General features: G+C 67.0%; 13 protein-coding genes. 8 read left to right on the forward strand and 5 right to left on the reverse strand.

What is annotated here, in order from left to right; genetic code table 11:
• From ABDJ85_RS15865 to truD, 4 genes are read left to right on the forward strand one after another with little or no spacing between them, the layout of a single operon-like run.
• The gene (locus tag ABDJ85_RS15865) at window positions 1–582 is read left to right on the forward strand and encodes a methylated-DNA--[protein]-cysteine S-methyltransferase (protein ID WP_347705771.1); all 582 of its coding nucleotides are present in this window, start codon (window positions 1–3) and stop codon (window positions 580–582) included.
• A gap of 14 nt (window positions 583–596) precedes the next feature.
• Window positions 597–1,838: a DEAD/DEAH box helicase gene (locus ABDJ85_RS15870; RefSeq protein ID WP_347705772.1), complete on the forward strand. Its 1,242-nt coding sequence runs from the start codon at window positions 597–599 to the stop codon at window positions 1,836–1,838.
• Window positions 1,828–2,295, forward strand: a complete 468-nt coding sequence (locus ABDJ85_RS15875; RefSeq protein WP_347705773.1) for a CYTH domain-containing protein — start codon at window positions 1,828–1,830, stop codon at window positions 2,293–2,295. Before ABDJ85_RS15870 ends, ABDJ85_RS15875 begins: the two co-directional genes overlap by 11 nt.
• A 10-nt stretch (window positions 2,296–2,305) precedes the next feature.
• Window positions 2,306–3,313, forward strand: coding sequence for a tRNA pseudouridine(13) synthase TruD (gene truD / locus ABDJ85_RS15880; RefSeq protein WP_347705774.1), 1,008 nt, complete (start codon window positions 2,306–2,308; stop codon window positions 3,311–3,313).
• 15 nt (window positions 3,314–3,328) lie between these two features.
• Here the strand turns inward: truD and ABDJ85_RS15885 are convergent, their stop codons facing one another.
• Both ABDJ85_RS15885 and ABDJ85_RS15890 read right to left on the reverse strand, forming a co-directional pair.
• Window positions 3,329–4,345 (reverse strand): recombination-associated protein RdgC, encoded by a 1,017-nt coding sequence (locus ABDJ85_RS15885; RefSeq protein WP_347705775.1) that lies wholly within the window; start codon window positions 4,343–4,345, stop codon window positions 3,329–3,331.
• 22 nt (window positions 4,346–4,367) lie between these two features.
• Window positions 4,368–5,024, reverse strand: a complete 657-nt coding sequence (locus ABDJ85_RS15890) for a DsbA family oxidoreductase (protein WP_347705776.1) — start codon at window positions 5,022–5,024, stop codon at window positions 4,368–4,370.
• A gap of 206 nt (window positions 5,025–5,230) precedes the next feature.
• On the opposite strand from ABDJ85_RS15890, the gene ABDJ85_RS15895 reads away from it, so the two are divergent.
• On the forward strand, window positions 5,231–5,821 hold the full coding sequence (locus tag ABDJ85_RS15895; protein ID WP_347705777.1) for an OmpA family protein: 591 nt from the start codon (window positions 5,231–5,233) through the stop codon (window positions 5,819–5,821).
• Here ABDJ85_RS15895 and ABDJ85_RS15900 read toward each other — a convergent pair.
• The gene (locus ABDJ85_RS15900) at window positions 5,818–6,615 is read right to left on the reverse strand and encodes a glycosyltransferase family 2 protein (RefSeq protein WP_347705778.1); all 798 of its coding nucleotides are present in this window, start codon (window positions 6,613–6,615) and stop codon (window positions 5,818–5,820) included. The genes ABDJ85_RS15895 and ABDJ85_RS15900 overlap by 4 nt on opposite strands.
• Window positions 6,616–6,746: 131 nt before the next feature.
• Between ABDJ85_RS15900 and ABDJ85_RS15905 the strand changes: the two genes are divergently transcribed.
• Genes ABDJ85_RS15905 through ABDJ85_RS15915 form a run of 3 tightly spaced genes read left to right on the forward strand, consistent with a single transcriptional unit; the run spans window position 6,747 to window position 8,989 of the window.
• The gene (locus ABDJ85_RS15905) at window positions 6,747–7,469 is read left to right on the forward strand and encodes a glycosyltransferase family 32 protein (RefSeq protein ID WP_347705779.1); all 723 of its coding nucleotides are present in this window, start codon (window positions 6,747–6,749) and stop codon (window positions 7,467–7,469) included.
• Between the two features lie 7 nt (window positions 7,470–7,476).
• The gene (locus ABDJ85_RS15910; RefSeq protein WP_347705780.1) at window positions 7,477–8,208 is read left to right on the forward strand and encodes a class I SAM-dependent methyltransferase; all 732 of its coding nucleotides are present in this window, start codon (window positions 7,477–7,479) and stop codon (window positions 8,206–8,208) included.
• A 7-nt stretch (window positions 8,209–8,215) separates the two neighbouring features.
• Complete coding sequence (locus tag ABDJ85_RS15915) at window positions 8,216–8,989, forward strand: FkbM family methyltransferase (RefSeq protein ID WP_347705781.1); 774 nt, start codon at window positions 8,216–8,218, stop codon at window positions 8,987–8,989.
• A gap of 171 nt (window positions 8,990–9,160) precedes the next feature.
• Here ABDJ85_RS15915 and ABDJ85_RS15920 read toward each other — a convergent pair whose 3' ends face one another.
• Both ABDJ85_RS15920 and ABDJ85_RS15925 read right to left on the reverse strand, forming a co-directional pair.
• Entirely contained in the window at window positions 9,161–24,115 is a 14,955-nt protein-coding gene (locus tag ABDJ85_RS15920) for a beta strand repeat-containing protein (RefSeq protein WP_347705782.1), read from the reverse strand.
• A gap of 473 nt (window positions 24,116–24,588) precedes the next feature.
• Window positions 24,589–25,242: a GntR family transcriptional regulator gene (locus ABDJ85_RS15925; RefSeq protein ID WP_347705783.1), complete on the reverse strand. Its 654-nt coding sequence runs from the start codon at window positions 25,240–25,242 to the stop codon at window positions 24,589–24,591.
• Between the last annotated feature and the right edge of the window lie 306 nt (window positions 25,243–25,548).

A 25,548-nucleotide genomic window follows, 5' to 3' on the forward strand; every position in this document is an offset into this window, starting at 1 on the left:
GTGGCACTTGCCTTTGCCTTGTTCCCCACCGCGCTGGGGCACTGCGCCTTGGCGTGGCAAGGGCAGGGCGAGGCGGGGGTGCGCGCCTGCCTGCTGCCCGGCATTGACGAGGCGGCGTTGCGCGCCACCATCGCCCGCCGTTTCGCAGGGGCTGAAGAAGCCGCTATGCCTTCAACCATCTCAGACGCCGCCGCCCGCATCACCCGCCTGCTCGCCGGTGAGGCCACCGACCACCGCGAGCTGCTGGCCGTGCCGCTCGACCCCGCCGGCTGGGCCCAGCTCGGCGCCTTCGAGCGCGAGGTGCTGGCGCTGACCCGCGAGATCCCCATCGGCCAGACGCGCACCTACGGCGAGTTGGCGAGAGCACTCGGCCAGCCCGGAGCCGCCCGCGCCGTGGGGGCGGCTGAATCGCGCAACCCCTTTGCACCCATCGTCCCTTGCCACCGCGTGATGGGCGAGGGCGGTGCCGCCACCGGCTTCTCAGCTCCCGGTGGCATCGAGACCAAACGCCGCCTGCTGCTCATCGAGGCGCGCGCCGCCGGCCAGCTTGCGGGTGACCAACAGCCCCTCTTCGAGTCCTGAGAGCCTGACCCTCCATGCCATTCGCCTCCCTGGGCCTCACCCCCGCGCTCGTGCGCACCGCGCGCGACGAGGGCTATGACGCCCCCACCGCTGTGCAAGCCGCCGCGCTGCCGCCCATCCTGGCCGGCCGCGACGTGCTCGCCCTGGCCCAGACCGGCTCCGGCAAGACGGCCGCCTTCGCGCTGCCGCTGCTGCAACTGCTGGTGCAAGGCACGGCCCGGCGCGACCCTCGTGTGCTGGTATTGGCGCCCACGCGCGAGCTGGCAGCGCAAACGGCCGAGCTGTTTCGCAACCTCGCCGCCCGCCTGCTGGACCGCCCGCGGTGCGCGCTGGCCTTTGGCGGCGTCTCCATCAACCCGCAGCTGATGGCCCTGCGCGGCGGCTGCGATGTGATGGTGGCCACCCCCGGCCGCCTGCTCGACCTGCTGGACCACAACGGCCTGACGCTTGCGGGCGTCGAATGCCTGGTGCTGGACGAAGCCGACAGGCTGCTGAACCAAGGCTTTGCGGACGAGCTGCAGCGTGTGCTGACCCTGCTGCCCAAGCGTCACCAAACCCTGCTGTTCTCGGCCACTTGCCCGCCCGCCGTGCAAGCCCTGGCCGAGCAACTGCTGCACGAGCCCGTGCGCATCACCATCGAGGAAGCGCCGCCCCAGATCACCCAGCGCGCCCTGCAGCTCGACCGCGCCCAGCGCCTGCCCGCCCTGCGCCAGTTGCTCACCGACGAGGCCTGGCCGCGCACGCTGGTGTTTGTGGCCAGCCGCTACACCGCCGAGCTGGTGGCCGAGAAGCTGCACGCCCACGGCTTCAAGGCCGCCGCGCTGCATGGCGAGCTGAGCCAGGGTGCGCGCCGCGAGGTGCTGGAGGCGCTCAAAAGCGGCACCGTCGCCGTGCTCGTCGCCACCGACGTGGCCGCGCGCGGCCTGCACATCGAGGCGCTCGACGCCGTCATCAACTACGAGCTGCCGCGCTCCGCCGCCGACTACACCCACCGCATCGGCCGCACTGGCCGGGCGGGGGCCAGCGGCGTGGCCATCAGCTTCATCTGCGCCGACAGCCCCGAGAACGCCGAGAGCCACTTCCGCCTCATCGAAAAGCGCCAAGGCCAGCGCGTGCCGCGCGAGCAATTGGCCGGCTTCGAGCCCCAGGCCGTGGCCACCGAGGCGCAGGCCACCGGCGGCGTCAAGAGCACCACCCGCAAGAGCAAGAAAGACAAGCTGCGTGAAGCCGCAGCACGGAGCAGAGATGGGCATTGAGATCGAACGCAAATTCCTGGTCCAGAGCGAGGCCTGGCGCGCCGCCACCACCAGCCGCCAACGCCTGACCCAGGGCTACCTCTGCCGCGAGCCCAGCCGCGTGGTGCGCGTGCGCGTGGCCGGCGAGCAAGGCTTTCTCACCATCAAGGGCGCCCCTCAAGGGCTAGCGCGCCTGGAGTTTGAGTACCCCATCCCCGTCGCCGAGGCCCACCAGCTCCTGCAACTCGCCGACGGCCCCGTCATCGACAAATGGCGTCACCTCTGCCCAGCGGGTGGGGGCCTGGTCTGGGAGATCGACGAGTTCCTCGGCGACAACGCCGGCCTCATCGTGGCCGAGATCGAACTGCAGGATGAGGCGCAGGCGTTTGACCGGCCGGAGTGGCTGGGGGCCGAGGTGACGGAGGACAAGCGCTACCTCAATGCCAACCTCGCTGTGCAGCCGTTCAAGACTTGGTAGTCCGCCCTCAATGACCATCTACACCACGCTACCGACCTGGCCCAACGCCTACCCGCTCACCGGTGCCAGCGCCACCCTGAAGCTCCTCAACGAAGACTTCCAGGTGACCGAGCTGCCCTTGCAACTCCCCTCGGGCGAGGGCGAGCACATCTGGCTCGACGTTGAGAAGAACGGCGCCAACACGGCCTTTGTGGCCCAGCAGTTGGCCGAGGCTGCAGGCGTGCAGGAGCGAGACGTGGGCTATGCCGGCCTCAAGGACCGCTACGCCATCACGCGGCAGTGGTTCAGCATTTATTTGCCCAAGGGAGAGACGCCGGACCTGACCCAGCTTCAGCACCCGGAGTTCAAGGTGCTGAGCCAGACTCGCCACGTGAAGAAGCTGCGCCCGGGGGACTTGCAGGGCAACCACTTCCGCATCGTGTTGCGTGAAGTGGAGGGTGACCGTGCGGCCATCGAGGCCAATCTGCAAGCCGTGGCGTCACGCGGTGTGCCCAACTACTTTGGCGCGCAGCGCTTTGGGCATGACGGCGGCAATGTGGAGCAGGGCCGCGCGATGCTGGCGCGCGAGATTCGGGTGCGCAACCCGAAGAAGAAGGGCATCTATCTGTCGGCGGTGCGCTCGTTTGTCTTCAACGAGGTGCTGGCGCTACGCATCCAGCAAGGCTTGTGGGGCCAGACCCTGCCCGGCGACGTGATGGACGAGGCCGGCCTGCCCACGGGGCCGCTCTGGGGGCGAGGCCGGGTGAGCAGCAGCGACCAAGCGCAGGCGCTTGAGAACGGCGTGGCCGCGCAGCATGCCGCCTTGTGCGACGGCATGGAGCATGCCGGGCTGGACCAGGAGCGCCGCTCACTGGTGGCGCGCCCGGTGGACATGGCCTGGGAATGGCCGCAGGCCGATCAACTGGTGATCACGTTCGCCCTGCCAGCGGGCAACTACGCGACGTCGGTGCTGAACGAGATCCTGCGCACCGCCGAGCCTGAGCGGCACACCGACGCTGAGCCGGCGGCTGCCGAGTGACCGTGACTTAGCTTCTTACCAGGGCGCTTCGCCCTCGACCGCTTCGGCAGCCGGCGCCAGCGCAGGCGCTGGAGCAGCGGCTGCCGCCTCCCCAAACGCCTGCTCCCCACCCAGCCCGTCGATCAAGGCCGGGATCATCTTGGACAGCAGGCCGGTGGCCAGCGCGGCGTCGGCATCAAAGGCGTCGTCACCCTCACCAGCGGTTTGGCCTTCCAGCGCGAGGTCGAGGAAGTTGATCTTCTTGATCGCCATCGTGTCGGTCAGCGTGAAGCCCACGCGCTCGCGCCAGGAGAGGGCCAGGCGCGTCGGCAGCTTGCCGGCGGTGAGGTGCTGGCGCACCTCGTCGGTGTCGAGCGGGTGGCGGGCGTAGCGGACGACGGGCTTCTCGTCGTCGTGGCCCTTGAGCTCGCACTCGCGTTCGATCTGGAAACCCTCGGGCGCCGTGCCGTCCGCCAGCCAGGCGGCCATGCAGGCAGCGGGGCTCTCGGCGGTGTTGATCAGGCTCAGGGGCAGGTCGCTGCTGGCGCGCACGAGCATGGTGGTGACCTCGTCGGCACGGCCAGCCGAGCCCGCGTCCACCATCAGCAGGCGCTGGGTTGGGTCGATCCACACCCGGGTGGCCGAGCGCTTGGTGAAGGCCTGGGGCAGCAGGTCCAGCAGGGCCTGGTCCTTGAGGTCGCGGCGCAGCTTCTTGCCCGGCTTGCGGCCGGTCTCGGCCTCGACGCGCTGGGCCAGGGTGTCCACGTGGTCGTTGACCACCGAGCTGGGCAGCAGGCGCTGCTCGCGCGCGAGCTTGAGCAGCCATTGGCCGCCGACGATTTCAATCAGGGCGCCGTGCTCATCGCCGCGCGGCGGGGCCCAGCCAAAGGCCAGGGCCTGGGTGGGCGAGCAGGGGGCAAACAGGTCGTTGGCGAGGGCGTCTTCCAACTGCTGGGCATCAGGCTGCCAGGCCTCGCCGATGCGAAAGACGATCAGGTTCTTGAACAAACTCAGCTCCACAAACACGCAGCCCGCCGAAGGGCGGGCTGGCACGGGGCCGATTGTCTCAGGCCGCTCAGCTTGGTCGCGCGGCCAACTGCCGCAAGACCTGCTCAAAGGTCTCCACCGGCTGACCACCCTGCACCAGGTGCTGCTGCTCAAACACGATAGCCGGCACGGAGTTGATGCCCTGCGCCTGGATCTGCCGCTCGGCCGCCGCAACCTCGTCGCCAAACTGGCCGCTCTCCAGCACCTCGGCCGTCGCGGCGGCGTCCAGGCCGCAGGCGGTGGCCACCTCCAGCAGCACGCTGCGGCTAGAGACATCGCGGCCCTCGCTGAAGTAGGCGTGCAGCAGGGCGGTCTTGAGGCGCTGCTGGCTGCCGTCTTCCTTCAGGCCCGCCCAGTGCAGCAGCCGGTGCGCGTCGCGCGTGTTGACGATGCGAGTGCGGGCCGGCGAGAAGGCAAAGCCCAGCGCCGCGCCACGCTGACGCAGCATCTCGTGCACTTGATCGAACTGCGCGGGGCCACCGCCGTACTTGCGCTGCAGGTGCTCGCGCAGGTCCTCGCCCTCAGGGCCCATCTGCGGGTTCAGCTCGAAGGGGTGGAAGTGCAGGTCCAGTTGCACCTCAGGCACCCGCTCGGCGGCGGCCAGCAGACTGTGCAGGCCCACGGCGCACCAGGGGCAGACGATGTCGGACACAAAGTCGACGCGGAGGGTGTGAGGTGTAGTCATGCGTGGATTGTCCAGCCCCTAATTTCTCTTGCGGCGATAGCGTGCGAAGTCGTAAATCTTGCGACCAGGTCGTGACAGGACAGCGCTGATCGAAACGTCTTGCAGCAAAGGGCTTGTGGTGCTTCCTAGAGTCAACCATGCCACGGCATGACGTGGCCCCCTCAACTTCGGAAGCTCACATGCTCAGACTGACAAGCTTGACCCTGATGATTGCCACGCTGACCCTGGCGGGTTGTGCGACTCAAGACTACGTGCGCGAACAGATCGTGCCGGTGCAAACGCAGGTGGGGGAGCTGAGAGACCGCACGGCGGGGAACGAGAGCGGGCTCAAGGCCCTGGACGGCCGCGTCAAGACCAGCGAAGAACGCATCGCCGCCTTGCAACAAGAAGCGCTGGCCCGCGCGCAAGCGGCCGCCAAGGCCACGCCCGCGCCCGTGCCGACCTTTGCGATGAGCACGCTGCTGAGTGATGACCGCGTCAAGTTCCGCAACGGCCACGCCGAGCTGAGTGCCCAGGCCGTCGGCGAGCTTGACCAACTCATCGCCAAACTCAAGACCGACAACCAGCCCGTCTTCCTGGAGATCCAGGGTCACACCGACGCGAACGGGCCGGAGGACTTCAACCAACGCTTGGGCCTGCAGCGCGCCGAAGCGGTGCGGCTCTACCTGGCCCGAGCCGGTGTGCCCCTGGCGCGCATGGCCACCATTTCCTACGGGGAAAGCGCCCCGATGGCCGACAACCGCAGCGCCGATGGGCGCAGCCAGAACCGGCGGGTGCAGCTCGTCGTGATGCGCTAGAACCACTCCCCCGGCAACGCCAGCCCCACGCTCTTCATCAGCCCGGCCCGGGCGGCTTGCAGCTCGGGCGTGGGGGCGGGCCAGCGGCGGTAGGCGTGCAGGAAGTCGAGGATGACGGTGGAGTTGTTGGAGGCTTCTTGTTGGCCGCGGCGTTGGCCGGGGTTGACGTAGTCCTTGTGCATCACGGCGGCGCCGCCAGGGATGTGGCGGGGCAGGGCGCGGCTGCAGACGCCGAGCAGGAAGTCCCAGTCTTCTTGCGATGCCATGTGGGCGTCGAACGTGAGCCCCTGCAGCAGGCTGCGGCGGTAGGCCAGGCAGTGCAGGGGGATGAAGTTCTTGACCCACAGCAGGTTCACGTCGTTGGCGCCCAGGGGCGAGACCTGACGGCTGAGCTCGGGCATGCCGGGCTGTTGGCGGTCTTCGGTGACGACGGTGACGTCGGTGAACAGCACCTGGCTGCCCGGCTGCTGGCAGTGGGGCAGCAATGTAGCGAGGTGGTCGGGGCCCAGGGTGTCGTCGTCGTCCAGGAAGATGACCCACTCGCCGCGCGCGGTGGCCAGGCCGAGGTTGCGGCTGGCAGCGGGGCCGTTGCGGCCGGTGCGCTTGATGAAGGTGTCGTTGGGGCCGAGGTCGCGCGCGATGACGGCGGCGGTGTCCACGTCCAGCGCGTCGGCCACGACCACGAGTTCCAGGTCTTGCACGGTTTGCGCGCGCACGGAGGCGAGGGCGCGTGCCAGCGTCAGCGGCCGCAGGTGGCTGGCCATCACGATGGAGAAGAACGGTGCTGCAGCCATGGCGGGACGTGGGTAGGGACTTTGAGCGGAGGATGCTACCGAGTCAGCAGTGGGCTTCGCGCCAGAACTAGCCGGCCAGCCGCAGGGAATTCCTGCAATCCAGCCCGCAACCCGGCGCCTAGGATGCCCGGATGAATCCAGTGGACGATCTACGCGCGTTTGACGGCCTACGCACCGGGGTGATCTTCTGCGCCTGGACGGGCATGAACCCGATGTCGGCCCAGCGTGTGCAGGCGCTGCTGTCCATCCAGCTGCAAACGGGCTGCCCGGTGATGCTGCTGACGGCGGCCAATATCCCGCACTGGCAGCACCCTGAGCACCCTTTCCACCCGGCCTTCCCTTTGCTGAGCGCCACGCACCAGGCGGACTACCTGCGCGTCTACCTGATGCACCACTACGGCGGCGGCTACACCGACATCAAGCACACCCACCGGGCCTGGGCGCCGTTCTTTGCGCGGCTGCGGGCGGCGCCGGGGCACGATGCCCTGGGCTACACCGAGATCGGCCCGCATGGCGTGGCCCCGCTGCCCCCACCGGTGGGCGATTTGCTGCGCCAGCACTACGACAAGCTCATCGGCCTATGCGCCTTCATCTGCCGGCGCTATTCGCCCTTCACCCAGGCCTGGATGGAGCGCACGCACGCCGTGCTGGACGACAAGCTGGAGCAGCTGCGCCAGCACCCGGCCCGCCACCCGCAAGACCGCCACGGCGCGCTCTTTGAGGACGGCAGCCACAGCCCCTACCCACTGGCCTGGACCGAGCTGCTGGGCAATGTCTTCCATCCGCTCGTGCTGCAACTGGCTGACCGCGTGCTGCACGACGAGATCGCCCCGCAATTCACCAACTACCGCTAGGACCGCCATGCTGCTCACCTCCATGCCCCGGCTCGATCTCGTCAAGCTGCTGCCCAAGGGCGGCGAGGCGGCCGAGATCGGGGTGGCCGAAGGCGTCTTTGCCCGGCACATCCTGCGCACCGTGGCGCCAGAGCGCTACCACCTGATCGACCCCTGGGAGCACCAGGCCCGCGAGGACTACAAGACCGACGCCTACGGCAATGTCGGGGCCGACGAGCAGGAGAGCCGCTTCAAGGCGGTGTCTGCCGCCTTTGCGGCCGAGGTGCAGTCGGGCCAAGTGGCCCTGCACCGCGCCTACAGCAGCGATGCCGCGCCCTTGATCGACGACGGCTCGCTGGACTGGGTCTACCTCGACGGCCTGCACAGCGAGGCCGGCGTGGCCGCCGACCTGCGCGACTACGCGCCTAAGGTCAAGCAAGACGGTTTCCTGCTCGGGCACGACTACACCAACCACGGCCCGGCCCAGCAGTCAGGCTTTGGCGTGGTGGAGGCCGTCAATGCCTTTTGCGCCCGCGAGGGCTGGCACTTCCTGGTGCTGACGATGGAGAACTTCCCGACCTATGTGCTGGTGCGGGACCCGGCCGCGCCGGCCGCGCAGATCCTGCTCGCCAGCGTGCTCTACCACTCGGCGGGCGCCGTGGAGCTGAGCGGCTACCCGCGCGGCTTTGGCTACCAGCACAAGGCCATCGTGGTGGGGGACAAGACCCTGTCCTACCCCACCTTCACGGCCCAAGTCTGAGGACACCATGCGCCACCTCCCCGACGTCGAACTCGTCCAGACCCCCGAGGGCCTGCGCTACCTGCTGCTGCAGGGCCCGGACACGCACGGCGTGTCGCAGAGCCTGCGTGCCCGTGGCGTCTATGAGCCCAATCTGCAAGTGCTGGCGGGTGCGCTGCTGCAGGCCAACCCGGTGGCTGAGGGCGTGGTGCTGGACATCGGCGCCAACCTCGGCAGCTTCATGGTGCCCATGGCCAAGCGCTTTGCCAGCCTGCAGTTCCATTGCTTCGAGGTGCAGCCGCCCATCTACTACCAGCTCTGCGCCAATGTGATGCTGAACCGGCTGGGCAATGTCACCGCCCACCCCTTTGGCCTGGGGCGTGCCGAGACCGAGATCGAGGTGACCCTGCCGGTCTACTCGGAGGAGATCAACATCGGCTCCTTCAGCCTCAGTGCCGACATGCGGCGCGAGGTGCGGGGGGGCGAGTTCAAGGGCGACCAAGTCAAGGTCAAGATCGTCAACCTGGACTCGCTCTTCATCGAGCGGGTGCGCCTGGTCAAGATCGACGTCGAGGGCCTGGAGCTGGAGGTGCTGCAAGGCGCTGCCGGCACGCTCTTGCGCAGTGGCTTCCCGCCCATCATCTACGAGGCCTGGGCCTTTGACTGGTACGCCGAGCAAAAGCGCGCGCTGGAGGCCTTCCTGATCGGCCTCGGTTACCGGCTGATGAACTTTGACGGCAGCGAGAACTTCATTGCCCAGCACCCGGGCTTTGGCAATGTGATCGGGCTGACCGCCGAGTAAGCCCAAAAGGCTTCAAGCCTCCAACGGCCGCCTGCTTGCGCAGGGCGGCCGTTTTGCTTTGCGTGGCGGCGTGCGCGGCCCCAAGAAGAAAAGCCCACTGGCGTGAGCCAGCGGGCTTTCCGGGGAGCCGGCTCCGCCGAGCCGGGAAAACTTGCCTTGCGGTCCGGGGCTTTAGATCCCGCCGCCCAGGGCGTTGCGGCGTTGCTCTTCTTCTTCCTGCAGCTTGCGATCCAGGGCTGCCAGATGCACGTCGGGCATGTGGTGGACTGGCGGCGCCTTGCTGAGGTCAAGGTGCTCGTGGCCTGGCATCTGCGTGTGGGCGTCGGCCAGCAGGTCGCCAAGCTTCGGCGGCGGGGCCTCGTGCTCGGACTTCTGCGGCTGCACGTCCTTGGCAAACCAGACGTCGGCCATCTGATGCTGCTTGCCGTCGGTCGTCGTGAAGCTCGACACCAGGCCCACCAGGTTGCCGTTGTCGATAGCCCCGGACTTGGCCGCATGCAGGTCGAGCGAGGCGACGCCCGCTTCGTCGAGCGACTTCAGCTCGCCGGCGTCGGTCTTGCCGTCGTGGTTGGCGTCCACCCAGACCTTGAGCTCCTTCCAGTTCGTGTCGTTGGCGTCCAGCTTGCCGTCGAGGTTGGTGTCCTCGCCCAGCATGGCCTGGTAGCCGTCGGCCGCATGCTTGCCGTTGGCCAAGATGGTGCCCATGCCGAACAGCTCGCTGCCGTTGTTGATGATGCCGTCGTGGTTGCGGTCCATGACGAGCAGGCCGTCATTGCCGCCCACCCAGCCGACCTTGTGGGTCTGGCCGGCGCCGATCAGGTCGAAGTTCACGCCCTGGCTGGCGGCCACGGTGTTCACGCCACCGCCGTCGAGGTCCAGCATGATCGGCGTGGCCGCGAAGAAGGCGTTCAGCTGGGCTGAACTCATCTCCGAGATCGCCGCCGTGTGCAGCGCGTTGAGCTGATCCATGGTCATGGCCGCGATGTCCTGGGTGGACAGGCTGTGCACCTGCACCGAGGTGATGGCGTGGATCTGGTCCGTCGTCATCGAGGCAGCCTGGGCCGTGGTCATCGCGCCGATCTGGGTCTCCTTCAAGGCGCCGATCTGTGCGGTGGTCAGGGCGTTCCACTGCTCGGTACCCAGCGAGGTGATGGCCGCCGTGGTCAGGGCGCGCAGGTCGTCCGTCTCCAGGCTGCGGGCCTGGTCGGACGTGAAGGCCGAGACCTGGGCGGTGGACATCACGCCGAACTGGCTGCTGGTGAAGGCATTGAGCTGGCCGGTCGAGAGGTCCTGCAGCTGCGTCGCCGTCAGCACCGAGACCTTGGCCGCGAGGCCGGCGATCTGCGTGCTGCTCAGGGCTTCGAGCTGTGCGTCGGTCAGGGACTGCAGCGAGCTGTTGGTCATCGCACGCAGGTCGTCGGACTCGATCGCACGGATCTGATCGGTGTTCAGCGCGATGACTTCAGCCGAGGTCAGCGCCGCCACCTGGGCCGAGCTGAGCGCCACCATGTCGGCGGTCTCCAAGCCCTTCAACTGGTCGGTCGAGAAGGCCTGGATCTGGCTGGTCGTCAGCGAGGCCACCTCGGCGGTTGTCAGGGCCTTGACCTGGTCGGAGTTGAAGCCTGCCATCGCCACCGTGGTGATGGCCCGCAGGTCGGCCGTTTCCAGCGCGCTCATCTGGGCCGTGGTCAGCGCACCCACCTGGTCGGAGGCCAGGGTGGCGAACTGGGCGGTGCCAAGCGCGTTGAGGTTGGCCGTGCTCAGGTTGTTGAGCTGCTCGGTCGTCAGCACCTGGACCTGGGCGGTCGTGAAGCGCGACAGCTCGTCGGTCGTCAGGGCATTCAGGTTGGCCGTGGTCAGGCTCTTGACCTGGTCGGTCGTGAGCGCGGCCACCTGGCTGCTGGACAGCGACTGCAGCTGGTTGGAGGTCAGCGCGTTGAGCTGGTCCGTACCCAGGGCACGCAGGGCAGCCGTGGTGATGGCCTTGATGTCGCCCGTTTCGAGAGCACGGAGTTGATCCGTGTTCAGCGAGCTGAGCTGGTCAGACTTGAGGGCCGCGACCTGGCTGCTCGTCAGGGCCACCACGCCGGCCGTGGAGAGGCCGTCGAGCTGGTCAGACGAGATCGCCTGGACTTGGGCGGTGGTCAGTGCGCCGACTTCGTCCGTGCTCAGGGCCTTGACGTGGTCGGAGTTCAGACCCGCCAGGGCACTGGAGCTGAGAGCGCGCAGATCGGCCGTTTCCAGCTTGCTCACCTGCGCCGTGGTCAGGGCGCCGGCCTGGTCAGAGGTCAGTGCCGCAAACTGGGCGGTGCCGAGCGCGTTGAGGTTGGCCGTGGTCAGGTTGTTGATCTGCTCCGTCGTCAGCACCTGGACCTGGGCGGTCGAGAACTTGCTCAGTTCGTCGGTCGTCAGGGCGTTCAGGTTGGCCGTGGTCAGGCTCTTGACCTGGTCGGTCGTCAGCGCGGTGACCTGGGCACTCGTCAGCGATTGCAGCTGGTTGGAGGTCAGCGCGTTCAGCTGGTCGGTACCCAAGGCGCGCAGTGCGGCCGTGGACATGGCCTTGATGTCGCCGGTCTCGATGGCACGGAGTTGGTCCGTGTTCAGCGAGGTGACCTGCTCAGACTTCATCGCGGCAACCTGGCTGCTCGTCAGCGCCACCACGCCGGCCGTGGAGAGGCCGTCGAGCTGGTCAGACGAGATCGCCTGGACTTGCGCCGTCGTCAGGGCGCCCACCTCGTCGGTGGACAGGGCCTTGACGTGGTCGGAGTTGAGACCGGCCAGGGCACCGGTGGTCAGCGAGCGCAGGTCGGCCGTTTCCAGCTTGCTGAACTGAGCGGTCGTCAACGCGCCCACCTGGTCGGAGGCCAGCGCGGCGAACTGCGCGGTCCCGAGGGCATTGAGGTTGCCCGTGGTCAGGTTGTTGATCTGCTCGGTCGTCAGCGCCTGGACCTGGGCGGTCGTCAGCTTGCTGATCTGGTCGGTCGTCAGCGCGTTCAGGTTGGACGTGCTCAGTGCCGCCATCTGCGGGGCGCTGGACAGCGCGGCAATCTGGCCACTGGTCAGCGACTGCAGCTGGTTGGACGTCAGGCTGTTGAGCTGGTCGGTGCCCAGGGCACGCAGCGCGGCGGTCGAGAGCGACTTGATGTCGCCGGTCTCGATGGCGCGCAGCTGGTCGCTGTTGAGCGAGGTCAACTGGTCGGACTTCAGTGCCGCCACCTGGCTGCTCGTCAGCGCCACCACGCCGGCCGTCGTCAGGCCGTCGAGCTGGTCGGACGACAAGGCTTGGACCTGGGCGGTGGTCAGCGCACCAACCTCGTCCGTGGACAGGGCCTTGACGTGATCCGAGTTCAGGCCCGCCAGGGCGCCGGTGGTCAGCGAGCGCAGGTCGGCCGTTTCCAGCTTGTTCAACTGGGCGGTCGTCAGCGCTGCTGCCTGGTCGGAGGTGAGCGAGGCGAACTGGGCGGTCCCGAGCGCGTTCAGGTTGGCCGTGGTCAGGTTGTTGATCTGCTCGGTGGTCAGCACCTTGACCTGGGCCGAGCTGAACTTGCTCAGTTCATCTGTCGTCAGCGCGTTCAGGTTGGCCGTGGTCAGCGCAGCCACCTGGTCGGTGGTCAGGGCCGTGATCTGGCCGCTGGTCAGCGATTGCAGCTGGTTGGACGTGAGGCTGTTGAGCTGGTCAGTGCCCAGGGCGCGCAGTGCGGTGGTCGAGAGGGCCTTGATGTCGCCGGTCTCGATGGCACGCAGCTGGTCGCTGTTGAGCGAGGTGACCTGCTCGGACTTCATCACCGCCACCTGGCTGCTCGTCAGGGCCACCACGCCGGCCGTGGAGAGGCCGTCGAGCTGGTCAGAGCTGATGGCCGCCACCTGGGCCGTGGTCAGGGCACCCACCTCGTCGGTGGACAGGGCCTTGACGTGGTCGGAGTTGAGGCCGGCCAGGGCACCGGTGGTGATGGCACGCAGGTCAGCCGTTTCCAGCTTGTTCAGCTGGGCGGTCGTCAGGGCTGCCGCCTGGTCAGAGTTCAGTGCGGCGAACTGCGCGGTACCCAGGGCGTTCAGGTTGCCGGTGGTCAGGTTGTGCACCTGGTCGGTCGTCAGGGCCTGGACTTGGGCGGTCGTCAGCTTGCTGATCTGGTCGGTGGTCAGCACGTTCAGGTTGGCCGTCGTCAGCGCACTGACTTGCGGCGCACTGGTCAGTGCGGAGATCTGGCCACTGGTCAGCGATTGCAGCTGGTTGGACGTCAGCGCATTGACCTGGTCGGTGTCGAGTGCACGCAGGGCCACCGTCGTCAGCGACTTGATGTCGCCGGTCTCGATGGCACGGAGTTGGTCCGTGTTCAGCGAGGTGACCTGGTCGGACTTGAGCGCGGCGACTTGGGCTGAGGTCAGGGCGACGACGCCGGCCGTGGTCAGACCATCAAGTTGGTCAGACGAGATCGCCTGGACTTGCGCCGTCGTCAGGGCGCCCACCTCGTCGGTGGACAGGGCCTTGATGTGGTCGGAGTTCAGGCCAGCCAGGGCACCGGTGGTCAGCGAGCGCAGGTCGGCCGTTTCCAGCTTGTTCAGCTGGGCGGTCGTCAGCGCCGCCACCTGGTCAGAGGTGAGCGAGGCGAACTGGGCGGTTCCGAGCGCGTTCAGGTTGGCCGTCGTCAGGTTGTGGATCTGATCGGTCGTCAGCACCTTGACCTGGGCCGAGCTGAACTTGCTCAGCTCATCCGTGGTCAGCGCGTTCAGGTTGGCCGTGGTCAGGCCTTGCACCTGGTCGGTGGTCAGGGCCGTGATCTGGCCGCTGGTCAGCGATTGCAGCTGGTTGGACGTGAGGCTGTTGAGCTGGTCGGTGCCCAGGGCGCGCAGCGCGGTCGTCGAGAGCGACTTGATGTCGCCGGTCTCGATGGCACGCAGCTGGTCGCTGGTCAGCGAGGTGACCTGGTCAGACTTCAGGGCTGCAACTTGCGCCGAGGTCAGGGCCACCACACCAGCCGTTGTCAGGCCGTCGAGCTGGTCGGAGTTGATGGCCTGGACTTGCGCCGTGGTCAGGGCACCGACCTCGTCGGTCGTGAGCGCCTTGACGTGGTCGGAGTTGAGGCCGGCCAGCGCGGTGGTGGTGATGGACCGCAGGTCAGCGGTTTCGAGCTTGCCGAGCTGGGCGGTCGTCAGAGCGCCCACCTGGTCGGAGTTCAGCGCCGCGAACTGGGCCGTGCCCAAGGCGTTCAGGTTGCCGGTGGTCAGGTTGTGCACCTGGTCGGTCGTCAGGGCCTGGACTTGGGCGGTCGTCAGCTTGCTGATCTGGTCGGTGGTCAGCACGTTCAGGTTGCTGGTCGTCAGTGCGCTCACTTGCGGCGCGCTGGTCAGCGACGCGATCTGGCTGCTGGACAGCGACTGCAGCTGGTTGGACGTCAGCGCATTGACCTGGTCGGTGTCGAGTGCACGCAGGGCCACCGTCGTGAGCGACTTGATGTCGCCGGTCTCGATGGCACGGAGTTGGTCCGTGTTCAGCGAGGTGACCTGGTCGGACTTGAGCGCGGCGACTTGAGCCGAGGTCAGGGCGACGACACCGGCCGTGGTCAGACCATCAAGCTGGTCAGACGAGATCGCCTGGACTTGCGCCGTCGTCAGTGCGCCCACCTCGTCGGTGGACAGGGCCTTGATGTGGTCGGAGTTCAGGCCGGCCAGGGCGCCGGTGGTCAGCGAGCGCAGGTCGGCCGTTTCCAGCTTGCTCAGCTGGGCGGTCGTCAGCGCCGCCACCTGGTCGGAGGTGAGCGAGGCGAACTGGGCCGTGCCGAGCGCGTTCAGGTTGGCCGTGGTCAGGTTGTGGATCTGATCGGTCGTCAGCGCCTTGACCTGGGTCGAGGTGAACTTGCTCAGCTCGTCCGTCGTCAGGGCATTGAGGTTGGCCGTCGTCAGACCTTGGATCTGGTCCGTCGTCAGCGAGGTCACCTGGCCGCTGGACAGGGACTGCAGCTGGTTGGACGTGAGGCTGTTCAGCTGGTCAGTGCTCAGCGCACGCAGGGCGGTCGTGGAGATGGACTTGATGTCACCCGTCTCGATGGCACGCAGTTGGTCACTGGTCAGCGAGGTGAGCTGGTCGGACTTGAGCACGCCGACTTGGGCCGTGCCCAGGGCCACGACGCCGGCCGTCGTCAGGCCGTCGAGCTGGTCGGAGCTGATGGCGGCCACTTGGGCGGTGGTCAGCGCACCGACTTCATCGGTGGACAGGGCCTTGATGTGGTCGGAGTTCAGGCCAGCCAGGGCGCCGGTGGTCAGCGAGCGCAGGTCGGCCGTCTCCAGCTTGCTCAGCTGGGCGGTCGTCAGCGCCGCCACCTGGTCGGAGGTGAGCGAGGCGAACTGGGCCGTGCCGAGCGCGTTCAGGTTGGCCGTGGTCAGGTTGTGGATCTGATCGGTCGTCAGCGCCTTGACCTGGGTCGAGGTGAACTTGCTCAGCTCGTCCGTCGTCAGGGCATTGAGGTTGGCCGTGGTCAGACCTTGGATCTGATCCGTGGTCAGCGAGGTCACCTGGCCGCTGGACAGGGACTGCAGCTGGTTGGATGTGAGGCTGTTCAGCTGATCGGTGCTCAGGGCACGCAGCGCGGTCGTGGAGATGGACTTGATATCGCCCGTCTCGATGGCACGCAACTGGTCGCTGGTCAGCGAGGTGAGCTGGTCGGACTTGAGCACACCAACCTGCGCTGTGCCCAGGGCCACGACGCCGGCCGTGGTCAGGCCGTCGAGTTGGTCGGAGCTGATGGCGGCCACTTGGGCGGTGGTCAGCGCGCCGACCTCATCGGTGCTGAGGGCCTTGACGTGGTCGGAGTTGAGGCCGGCCAAGGCACCTGTGGTGATGGCGCGCAGGTCGGCCGTCTCCAGCTTGCTGGCTTGGGCCGTGGTCAGGGCGCCGATCTGGTCGGAGTTCAGCGCCGCGAACTGGGCGGTACCCAGGGCGTTCAGGTTGCCCGTGGTCAGGTTGTTGATCTGCTCGGTCGTCAGGGCCTTGACCTGGGCGGTCGTGAACTTGCTGAGCTGGTCGGTGGTCAGCACGTTCAGGTTGCCGGTAGACAGAGCGCTGACTTGCGGCGCGCTGGTCAGCGACGAGATCTGGGCACTGGTCAGCGACTGCAGCTGGTTGGAGGTGAGGGCGTTGACCTGGTCGGTGTCGAGTGCACGCAGGGCCACCGTCGTCAGCGACTTGATGTCACCGGTCTCGATGGCACGGAGTTGGTCCGTGTTCAGCGAGGTGACCTGGTCAGACTTCATCGCCGCGACCTGGGCCGAGGTCAGGGCCACCACGCCAGCGGTGGTCAAACCATCGAGCTGGTCGGAGCTGATCGCCTGGACCTGGGTCGTCGTCAGGGCACCGACTTCATCGGTCGTCAGGGCCTTGATGTGGTCGGAGTTGAGGCCAGCCAAGGCGCCGGTGGTGATGGCGCGCAGGTCGGCCGTCTCCAGCTTGCTCAGCTGGGCGGTGGTGAGTGCCGCGACCTGGTCGGACGTGAGCGCCGCGAATTGGGCCGTGCCCAGGGCATTCAGGTTCGCGGTGGTGAGGTTGTTGATCTGCTCGGTCGTCAGGGCCTTGACTTGGGTCGAGGTGAACTTGCTCAGCTCGTCCGTCGTCAGGGCATTGAGGTTGGCCGTCGTCAGACCTTGGATCTGATCCGTCGTCAGCGAGGTGACTTGGCCACTGCTCAGCGATTGCAGTTGGTTGGAGGTCAGGCTGTTCAGCTGATCGGTGCTCAGGGCACGCAGGGCGGTCGTGGAGATGGACTTGATGTCGCCCGTCTCGATGGCACGCAACTGGTCGCTGGTCAGCGAGGTGAGCTGATCGGACTTGAGCACACCGACCTGGGCCGTGCCCAGGGCCACGACGCCGGCCGTCGTCAGGCCGTCGAGCTGGTCAGAGCTGATGGCGGCCACTTGGGCGGTGGTCAGCGCGCCGACCTCATCGGTGCTGAGGGCCTTGACGTGGTCGGAGTTGAGGCCGGCCAAGGCACCTGTGGTGATGGCGCGCAGGTCGGCCGTCTCCAGCTTGCTGGCTTGGGCCGTGGTCAACGCTGCGATCTGGTCAGAGTTCAGTGCCGCGAATTGGGCGGTACCGAGCGCGTTCAGGTTGCCCGTGGTCAGGTTGTTGATCTGCTCGGTGGTCAGTGCCTTGACCTGGGCAGTCGTGAACTTGCTGAGCTGGTCGGTGGTCAGCACGTTCAGGTTGCCCGTGGTCAGGGCGCTCACCTGCGGCGCACTGGTCAGCGACGAGATCTGGCTGCTGGTCAGCGACTGCAGCTGGTTGGACGTCAGCGCGTTGACCTGGTCGGTATCCAAGGCACGCAGCGCCACTGTCGTCATCGACTTGATGTCGCCGGTCTCGATGGCACGGAGTTGGTCCGTGTTCAGCGAAGTGACCTGGTCGGACTTCAGTGCAGCCACCTGGGCGGTGGTCAGGGCCACGACACCGGCCGTGGTCAGGCCGTCGAGCTGGTCGGAGTTGATGGCCTGGACCTGCGAGGTCGTCAGGGCACCGACTTCATCGGTCGTCAGGGCCTTGATGTGGTCGGAGTTCAGGCCAGCCAGGGCGCCCGTCGTGATGGCGCGCAGGTCGGCCGTCTCCAGCTTGCTCAGCTGGGCGGTGGTCAGCGCCGCGATCTGGTCGGACGTCATGGCCGCGAACTGGGCGGTGCCGAGCGCGTTGAGGTTGGCCGTCGTCAGGTTGTGGATCTGGTCGGTCGTCAGCGCCTTGACTTGGGCTGAGGTGAACTTGCTCAGCTCATCGGTGGTCAGCGCATTCAGGTTGGCCGTCGTCAGGCCCTGGATCTGATCCGTGGTCAGCGAGGTCACCTGGCCGCTGGACAGCGACTGCAACTGGTTGGAGGTCAGGCTGTTGAGCTGGTCGGTGCCCAGGGCACGCAGCGCGGTCGTCGAGATGGCCTTGATATCGCCGGTCTCGATGGCGCGCAGCTGGTCGCTGGTCAGCGAGGTGAGCTGGTCAGACTTGAGCACGCCGACCTGGGCGGTGGTCAGGGCCACCACGCCGGCGGTCGTCAGGCCGTCGAGCTGGTCGGAGTTGATGGCGGCCACCTGGGCGGTGGTCAGCGAGCCGACCTCATCGGTCGAGAGCGCCTTCACATGGTCGGAATTCAGGCCGGCCAGGGCGCCGGTGGTGATCGACCGCAGGTCGGCCGTCTCCAGCTTGCTGGCTTGCGCGGTGGTCAGGGCTGCGATCTGGTCGGAGTTCAGCGCCGCGAATTGGGCGGTACCGAGCGCGTTCAGGTTGCCCGTGGTCAGGTTGTTGATCTGCTCGGTCGTCAGCGCCTTGACCTGGGCGGTCGTGAACTTGCTGAGCTGGTCGGTGGTCAGCACGTTCAGGTTGCCCGTGGTCAGCGCGGCCACTTGCGGCGCGCTGGTCATGGACGAGATCTGGGCGCTGGTCAGCGACTGCAACTGGTTGGACGTCAGCGCGTTGACCTGGTCGGTGTCGAGCGCACGCAGGGCGGTCGTCGTCATCGACTTGATGTCGCCGGTCTCGATGGCGCGCAGCTGGTCGGTGTTCAGGGACACGACCTGGTCGGACTTCAGTGCAGCCACCTGGGCGGTGGTCAGGGCGACGACGCCGGCGGTGCTCAGGCCGTCGAGCTGGTCGGAGTTGATGGCCTGGACTTGCGCGGTCGTCAGGGCACCGACTTCATCGGTCGTCAGGGCCTTGACGTGGTCGGAGTTGAGACCGGCCAGGGCGCCGGTGGTGATGGCGCGCAGGTCGGCCGTCTCCAGCTTGCTCAGCTGGGCGGTCGTCAGCGCCGCAATCTGGTCGGACGTCATCGCCGCGAACTGGGCCGTGCCCAGGGCGTTGAGGTTGGCCGTCGTCAGGTTGTGGATCTGCTCGGTCGTCAGCGCCTTGACCTGGGTCGAGGTGAACTTGCTCAGTTCGTCCGTCGTCAGGGCGTTGAGGTTGGCGGTGGTCAGACCCTGGATCTGGTCAGTCGTCAGCGAGGTGATCTGGCCGCTGCTCAGCGATTGCAGCTGGTTGGAGGTCAGGCTGTTGAGCTGATCCGTGGCCAGGGCACGCAGGGCGGTGGTCGTGATCGACTTGATGTCGCCGGTCTCGATGGCGCGCAGCTGATCGCTGGTCAGCGAGGTGAGCTGGTCGGACTTGAGCACGCCGACCTGGGCGGTGGTCAGGGCCACGACGCCGGCGGTGGTCAGGCCGTCGAGCTGGTCGGACGAGATCGCCTGGACTTGCGCCGTGGTCAGGGCGCCGACTTCATCGGTGCTGAGCGCCTTGACGTGGTCGGAGTTGAGGCCAGCCAGGGCGCCGGTGGTGATGGAGCGCAGGTCGGCGGTTTCGAGCTTGCTGACCTGGGCGGTCGTCAGGGCCGCGGTCTGGTCAGAGGTCAGCGACGCGAACTGGGCGGTGCCCAGCGCGTTGAGGTTGGCCGTGGTGAGGTTGTTGATCTGCTCGGTGGTCAGCGCCTTGACCTGGGTCGAGGTGAACTTGCTCAGTTCATCGGTGGTCAGGGCGTTGAGGTTGGCCGTGGTCAGACCCTGGATCTGGTCCGTGGTCAGCGCGGTGATCTGGCCGCTGGTCAGGGACTGGAGCTGGTTGGACGTGAGGCTGTTGAGCTGATCGGTCGCCAGGGCGCGCAGAGCGGTGGTCGTGATCGACTTGATGTCGCCGGTCTCGATGGCACGCAGCTGGTCGCTGGTCAGCGAGGTCAGTTGATCGGACTTGAGCACACCCACTTGGGCCGAGCTCAGGGCCACGACGCCGGCGGTGGAGAGACCGTCGAGCTGGTCGGAGCTGATGGCCTGGACTTGTGCGGTGGTCAGCGCGCCGACTTCATCGGTCGAGAGCGCCTTGACGTGGTCGGAGTTCAGGCCAGCCAGGGCGCCGGTGGTGATCGAGCGCAGGTCGGCGGTTTCGAGCTTGCTGACCTGGGCGGTCGTCAGGGCGGCGGCCTGGTCGGAGTTCAGGGCCGCGAACTGGGCGGTGCCCAGCGCATTGAGGTTGCCGGTGCTGAGGTTGTTGATCTGCTCGGTCGTCAGCGCCTGGACCTGGGCCGTCGTCAGGCGGGCCATCTGGTCGGTGGTCAGGGCGTTGAGGTTGGCCGTGGTCAGGCCGCTGGCTTGCGGCACGCTGGTCAGCGACGCGATCTGGCCGCTGGTCAGCGACTGCAGCTGGGTGGACTTGAGGCTGTTGAGCTGGTCGCTGTCGAGGGCGCGCAACGCGGTGGTCGACACGGCCTTGATGTCGCCGGTCTCGATGGCGCGCAGTTGGTCGCTGTTCAGCGAGACCAGTTGGTCAGACTTGAGGGCCGCAACCTGCGTGGAGGTCAGGGCCACCACGCCGGCGGTGGAGAGGCCGTCGAGCTGGTCGGAGTTGATCGCGGCCACCTGGGCGGTGGTCAGGGCGCCGACCTCGTCGGTGGACAGGGCCTTGACGTGGTCGGAGTTGAGGCCAGCCAGGGCGCCGGTCGTGATGGCACGCAGGTCGGCCGTCTCCAGCTTGCTCAGCTGAGCGGTGGTCAGCGCCGCAACCTGGTCGGACGTGAGCGATGCGAACTGGGCAGTGCCCAGGGCGTTGAGGTTGGCCGTGGTGAGGTTGTTGATCTGCTCGGTCGTCAGCGCCTTGACCTGGGTCGAGGTGAACTTGCTCAGTTCATCGGTGGTCAGGGCGTTGAGGTTGGCCGTGGTCAGGCCCTGGATCTGGTCCGTGGTCAGCGAGGTGACTTGACCGCTGCTCAGCGATTGCAGCTGGTTGGAGGTCAGGCTGTTGAGCTGGTCGGTGGCCAGGGCGCGCAGGGCTGCGGTCGAGAGCGACTTGATGTCGCCGGTCTCGATGGCGCGCAGCTGGTCGCTGGTCAGCGAGGTCAGTTGGTCGGACTTGAGGGCCGCAACCTGCGTGGAGGTCAGGGCCACGACGCCGGCGGTGGACAGGCCGTCGAGCTGGTCGGAACTGATGGCCTGGACTTGCGCGGTGGTCAGCGCGCCGACTTCATCGGTGCTGAGGGCCTTGACGTGGTCGGAGTTGAGGCCAGCCAGCGCGCCGGTGGTGATGGAGCGCAGGTCGGCCGTTTCCAGCTTGCTGACCTGGGCGGTCGTCAAGGCGGCGGTCTGATCGGACGTCAACGATGCGAACTGGGCGGTGCCCAGCGCATTGAGGTTGGCGGTGGTGAGGTTGTTGAGCTGTTCGGTCGTCAGCGCCTTGACCTGGGTCGAGGTGAACTTGCTCAGTTCATCGGTGGTCAGGGCGTTGAGGTTGGCCGTGGTGAGGCTCTGCACCTGGTCCGTCGTCAGGGCCGTGATCTGGCCGCTGCTCAGCGACTGGAGCTGGTTGGAGGTCAGGTTGTTGAGCTGGTCGGTGGCCATGCCGCGCAGCGCGGCCGTGGACAGGCTCTTGACGTCGCCGGTCTCAATGGCACGCAGCTGGTCGCTGTTCAGCGACAGGATCTGGTCAGACTTGAGGGCCGCAACCTGCGTGGAGGTCAGGGCGACCACACCGGCTGTGGAGAGGCCATCAAGCTGGTCGGAGTTCAGCGCCTGGATCTGGGCAGTGGTCAGGGCGCCGACCTCATCAGTGGACAGGGCCTTGACGTGATCGGAGTTGAGGCCAGCGAGCGCCGCCGTGGTGATGGAGCGCAGGTCGGCGCTCTCCAGCTTGCTGAGCTGTGCGGTCGTGAGGGCGCCCACTTGGTCAGACGTCAACGACGCGAACTGGGCGGTGCCCAGGGCGTTGAGGTTGGCCGTGGTGAGGTTGTTGATCTGCTCGGTCGTCAGCGCCTTGACCTGGCCGGAGCTGAATTTGCTCAGCTCATCCGTGGTCAGTGCATTGAGGTTGGCCGTGGTCAGGCCCTTCACCTGGTCGGTCGAGAGCGCGGCGATCTGACCGCTGGTCAGCGACTGCAGCTGGGTGGACTTGAGGTTGTTGAGCTGGTCGGTGTCGAGGGCGCGCAGCGCGGTGGTGGACAGGGACTTGATGTCGCCGGTCTCGATGGCGCGCAACTGGTCGCTGTTGAGTGACAGCACCTGGTCGGACTTGAGCGCACCCACCTGGCTGCTGGTCAGCGCGACGACGCCGGCGGTGGTCAGGCCGTCGAGCTGGTCAGAGTTGATGGCTTGAACTTGCGCCGTGGTCAGGGCGCCGACCTCGTCGGTCGAGAGCGACTTGACATGGTCGGAGTTGAGGCCGGCCAGGGCGCCGGTGGTGATGGAGCGCAGGTCGGCCGTCTCCAGCTTGCTGAGCTGGGCGGTGGTCAGCGCGGCAACCTGGTCAGATGTGAGGGCCGCGAACTGGGCAGTGCCCAGGGCATTGAGGCTGGCGGTGGTGAGGTTGTTGATCTGCTCGGTGGTCAGCGCCTTGACCTGTGCGGACGAGAAGCGGCCCAGGGCATCGGAACCCATGGCGTTCAGGTTGGCCGTGGTCAGGCTCTGGACCTGGTCGGTCGAGAGCGCGGTGATCTGGCCGCTGGTCAGCGACTGCAGCTGGGTGGACTTGAGGCTGTTGAGCTGGTCGGAGTCCAGGGCACGCAGGGCGGTGGTGGACAGGGCCTTGATGTCGCCGGTCTCAATGGCGCGCAGCTGGTCGCTGTTGAGCGACAGCACCTGGTCGGACTTGAGGGCAGCGACCTGGGCGGTGCCCAGGGCCACCACGTTGGCGGTGGTCAGGCCGTCGAGCTGGTCGGAGTTGAGGACCTGGACCTGCGCTGTGGAAAGCGCGCCGACTTCGTCGCTGGACAGCGCCTTGATGTGGTCGGAGTTCAGGCCCGCCAGGGCGCCGGTGGTGATGGCGCGCAGGTCGGCGGTTTCAAGCTTGCCGACCTGGGCGGTCGTCAAGGCGCCCAGCTGGTCGGACGAAAGGGCCGCGAACTGGGCGGTGCCCAGCGCATTGAGGCTGGCGGTGGTGAGGTTGTTGAGCTGCTCGGTGGTCAGCGCCTTGACCTGGCCGGAGGAGAAGCGGCCGAGCTGGTCGCTGGTCATGGCGTTGAGGTTGGCCGTGGTCAGGCTCTGGACCTGGTCGGTCGAGAGCGCGGCGACCTGGCTGCTGGTCAGCGACTGCAGCTGGGTGGACTTGAGGCTGTTGAGCTGGTCGGTGTCCAGCGCGCGCAGGGCGGTGGTGGACAAGGCCTTGATGTCGCCGGTCTCGATGGCGCGCAGCTGATCGCTGTTGAGCGACACGACCTGGTCGGACTTGAGGGCTGCCACTTGGGCGGTGCCCAGGGCCACCACGTTGGCGGTGGTCAGGCCGTCGAGCTGGTCGGAGTTCAGGACCTGGACCTGGCCGGTCGAGAGGGCGCCCACCTCGTCGGTGGACAGGGCCTTGATGTGGTCGGAGTTCAGGCCCGCCATCGCGCCCGTGGTGATGGAGCGCAGGTCAGCGGTTTCCAGCTTGCCCACCTGGGCGGTGGTCAGGGCGCCGACCTGGTCGGACCCCAGCGCCGCGAACTGGGCGGTGCCGAGGGCGTTGAGGTTGGACGTGGAGAGGTTGTTGATCTGCTCGGTGGTCAGCGCCTTGACCTGGCCAGAGGAGAAGCGGCCGAGCTGGTCGCTCGTCAGCGCATTGAGGTTGGCGGTGGTCAGGCTCTGGACTTGGTCGGTCGAGAGCGCGCTGACCTGGCTGCTGGTCAGCGACTGCAGCTGGGTGGACTTGAGGGCATTGAGCTGGTCGGTGCCCAGCGCGCGCAGCGCTGTGGTGGACAGGGCCTTGAGGTCGGCGGTTTCAATGGCGCGCAATTGGTCGCTGTTGAGCGACACGACCTGGTCGGACTTCATCGCGCCCACTTGGGCCGACGACAACGCAACAAGGCCTGACGTGGTCAGGCCTTGGAGTTCGTCAGTGGTCAGGACGGAGACCTGGCCGGTGGAGAGTGCCGCCAGCTGGTCCGTCTTGAGGTTGCCTAGCTGGTCTGAGTTCAACGCTCGGATCGCCAGCGTGGAGACGGATCGCAAGTCCTCCGTCTGGAAGGCGCGGAGCTGTGCGGTGCTGAGCGCCGCAAAGCCGTCTGACGCGATGACCGCCGCCTGGGCGGTGGTCAGCGCAACCAGTTGGTCGGTGCTGAGAGCGGCCCAGTCCTCCGTCGTCCAATCTCGAATCGTTGTGGTGGACAGCGTCGGGATCTTGGAGACGGGGATCAGCGTGACGATGGTTGACATGGTCTGCTCACTCTCTGCATGTTCCTGACTTCAAATTCGATGCGTTGTCAGTCAGGTTGCTACCGGGTTGGACCCGGCAGCTTCTTGTTGTCGTGTGTCGTTTTAGGTGCCCTTGATCGCCGCAATTGCGGGGTTCAAAGAGCCCTTTCACGCCACCCTGGGTAAAGAAGAGGCATAGCGGTCCCCCTCCGAAAAGGACGGAGTCCACCTGTACTCTTCAATGGTCATTCGGTTATCGGGCACCTGCGTTTTGACTTGAGGCCTAATCCGTGAACTGTTGACGGATTGATGCCCGCCAGCCGGTCCAAGGGCGTCCCTCCGCCCACCACGAGCCCTGTAGGGCCAATGGAAAACGGATGAAGCCTTGCGCTTTGATGCTAGGGGTGGGGGTTGCCGCGAAGTGGGCCGAAAAGCGGCGCTTTCCCTGGCTCTTTCAGGCCAGGAGATGTCCGCTTGGCGAGCTCAGACCGAGCTCAGGCTTCTGTGCTGGCCAGGCTGTTGGCGAAGTGCTGTGCCACCAGAGCGCGGCAGCCAGCCGCGTCACGCGCCAGCAAGGCCTGCACGATCGCACGGTGCTCTTGCAGCGACTCCTGGATGCGACCCCTGCGGAACAGCGAGTGGTGGCGGTTGAGCTTCATCACGCGGCGCAGTTCCAGCACCATCTGCTGCCGCCAGCGGTTGTTCTCGATCTCGAGCACGCGCCAGTGGAAGCGCTCGTTGGCGTCGAAGAAGGCTTCGTGGTCGGCCTCGGCGGCTTCCAGCGCGCGGTGCAGGGCTTCCAACTCGGCGAGTTCGGCGGCACTGGCGCGTTCGGCCACCCGGGCGGTGGCGTCGCTTTCCAGCAAGGCCAGCAGTTCATAGGCCTCGATCACGTCCCGCCGGTTCATCTCGGTCACGTAGGCGCCGCGCCGCAGCTTCATGGTCACCAGGCCCTCGGCGGCCAGCACCTTGATGGCCTCGCGCATGGGCGTGCGGCTGATGCCCCAGTCGCCGCAAAGCTTGAGCTCATCGATCCAGCTGCCGGGCTCCAACTGGCGCGCAAAGATCAACTGGCGCAGGCGCTCAGCCACCTCCTGGTAGAGCGCGCGGGGGGCTAGCGGGCTGTCGTCGGGGGCCGAGGCGGGCATGGGTTGAGCGGGCGAGGGGCTTTGAAAATTCATAATTATTCTCGCACGAGCGAGGTTTCAGGCGGGCATGCCCGGGTGCTCGTTGGTGTCGCACTTGATGTGCCCGTTGATGTGCTCATTCATGGGGCAGGCCGTTCGTGAACAAATGCCGGCTGCGGGCCCAAGCCGAGGCAACGACCGCCGGCCACTGCACCGCCGTGAGGCCCGGTGCCCGCGTGAAGCCGCCTGAGGCACTCCAGTCGTGACAAGCCGCACAGCGGCGGGGATGGAATGCATCGTGCTTGTGCATTGGGGTTTCAGGCCTCG

This window comes from Roseateles paludis (assembly GCF_039872745.1).
Lineage (GTDB): Bacteria > Pseudomonadota > Gammaproteobacteria > Burkholderiales > Burkholderiaceae_C > Pelomonas > Pelomonas paludis.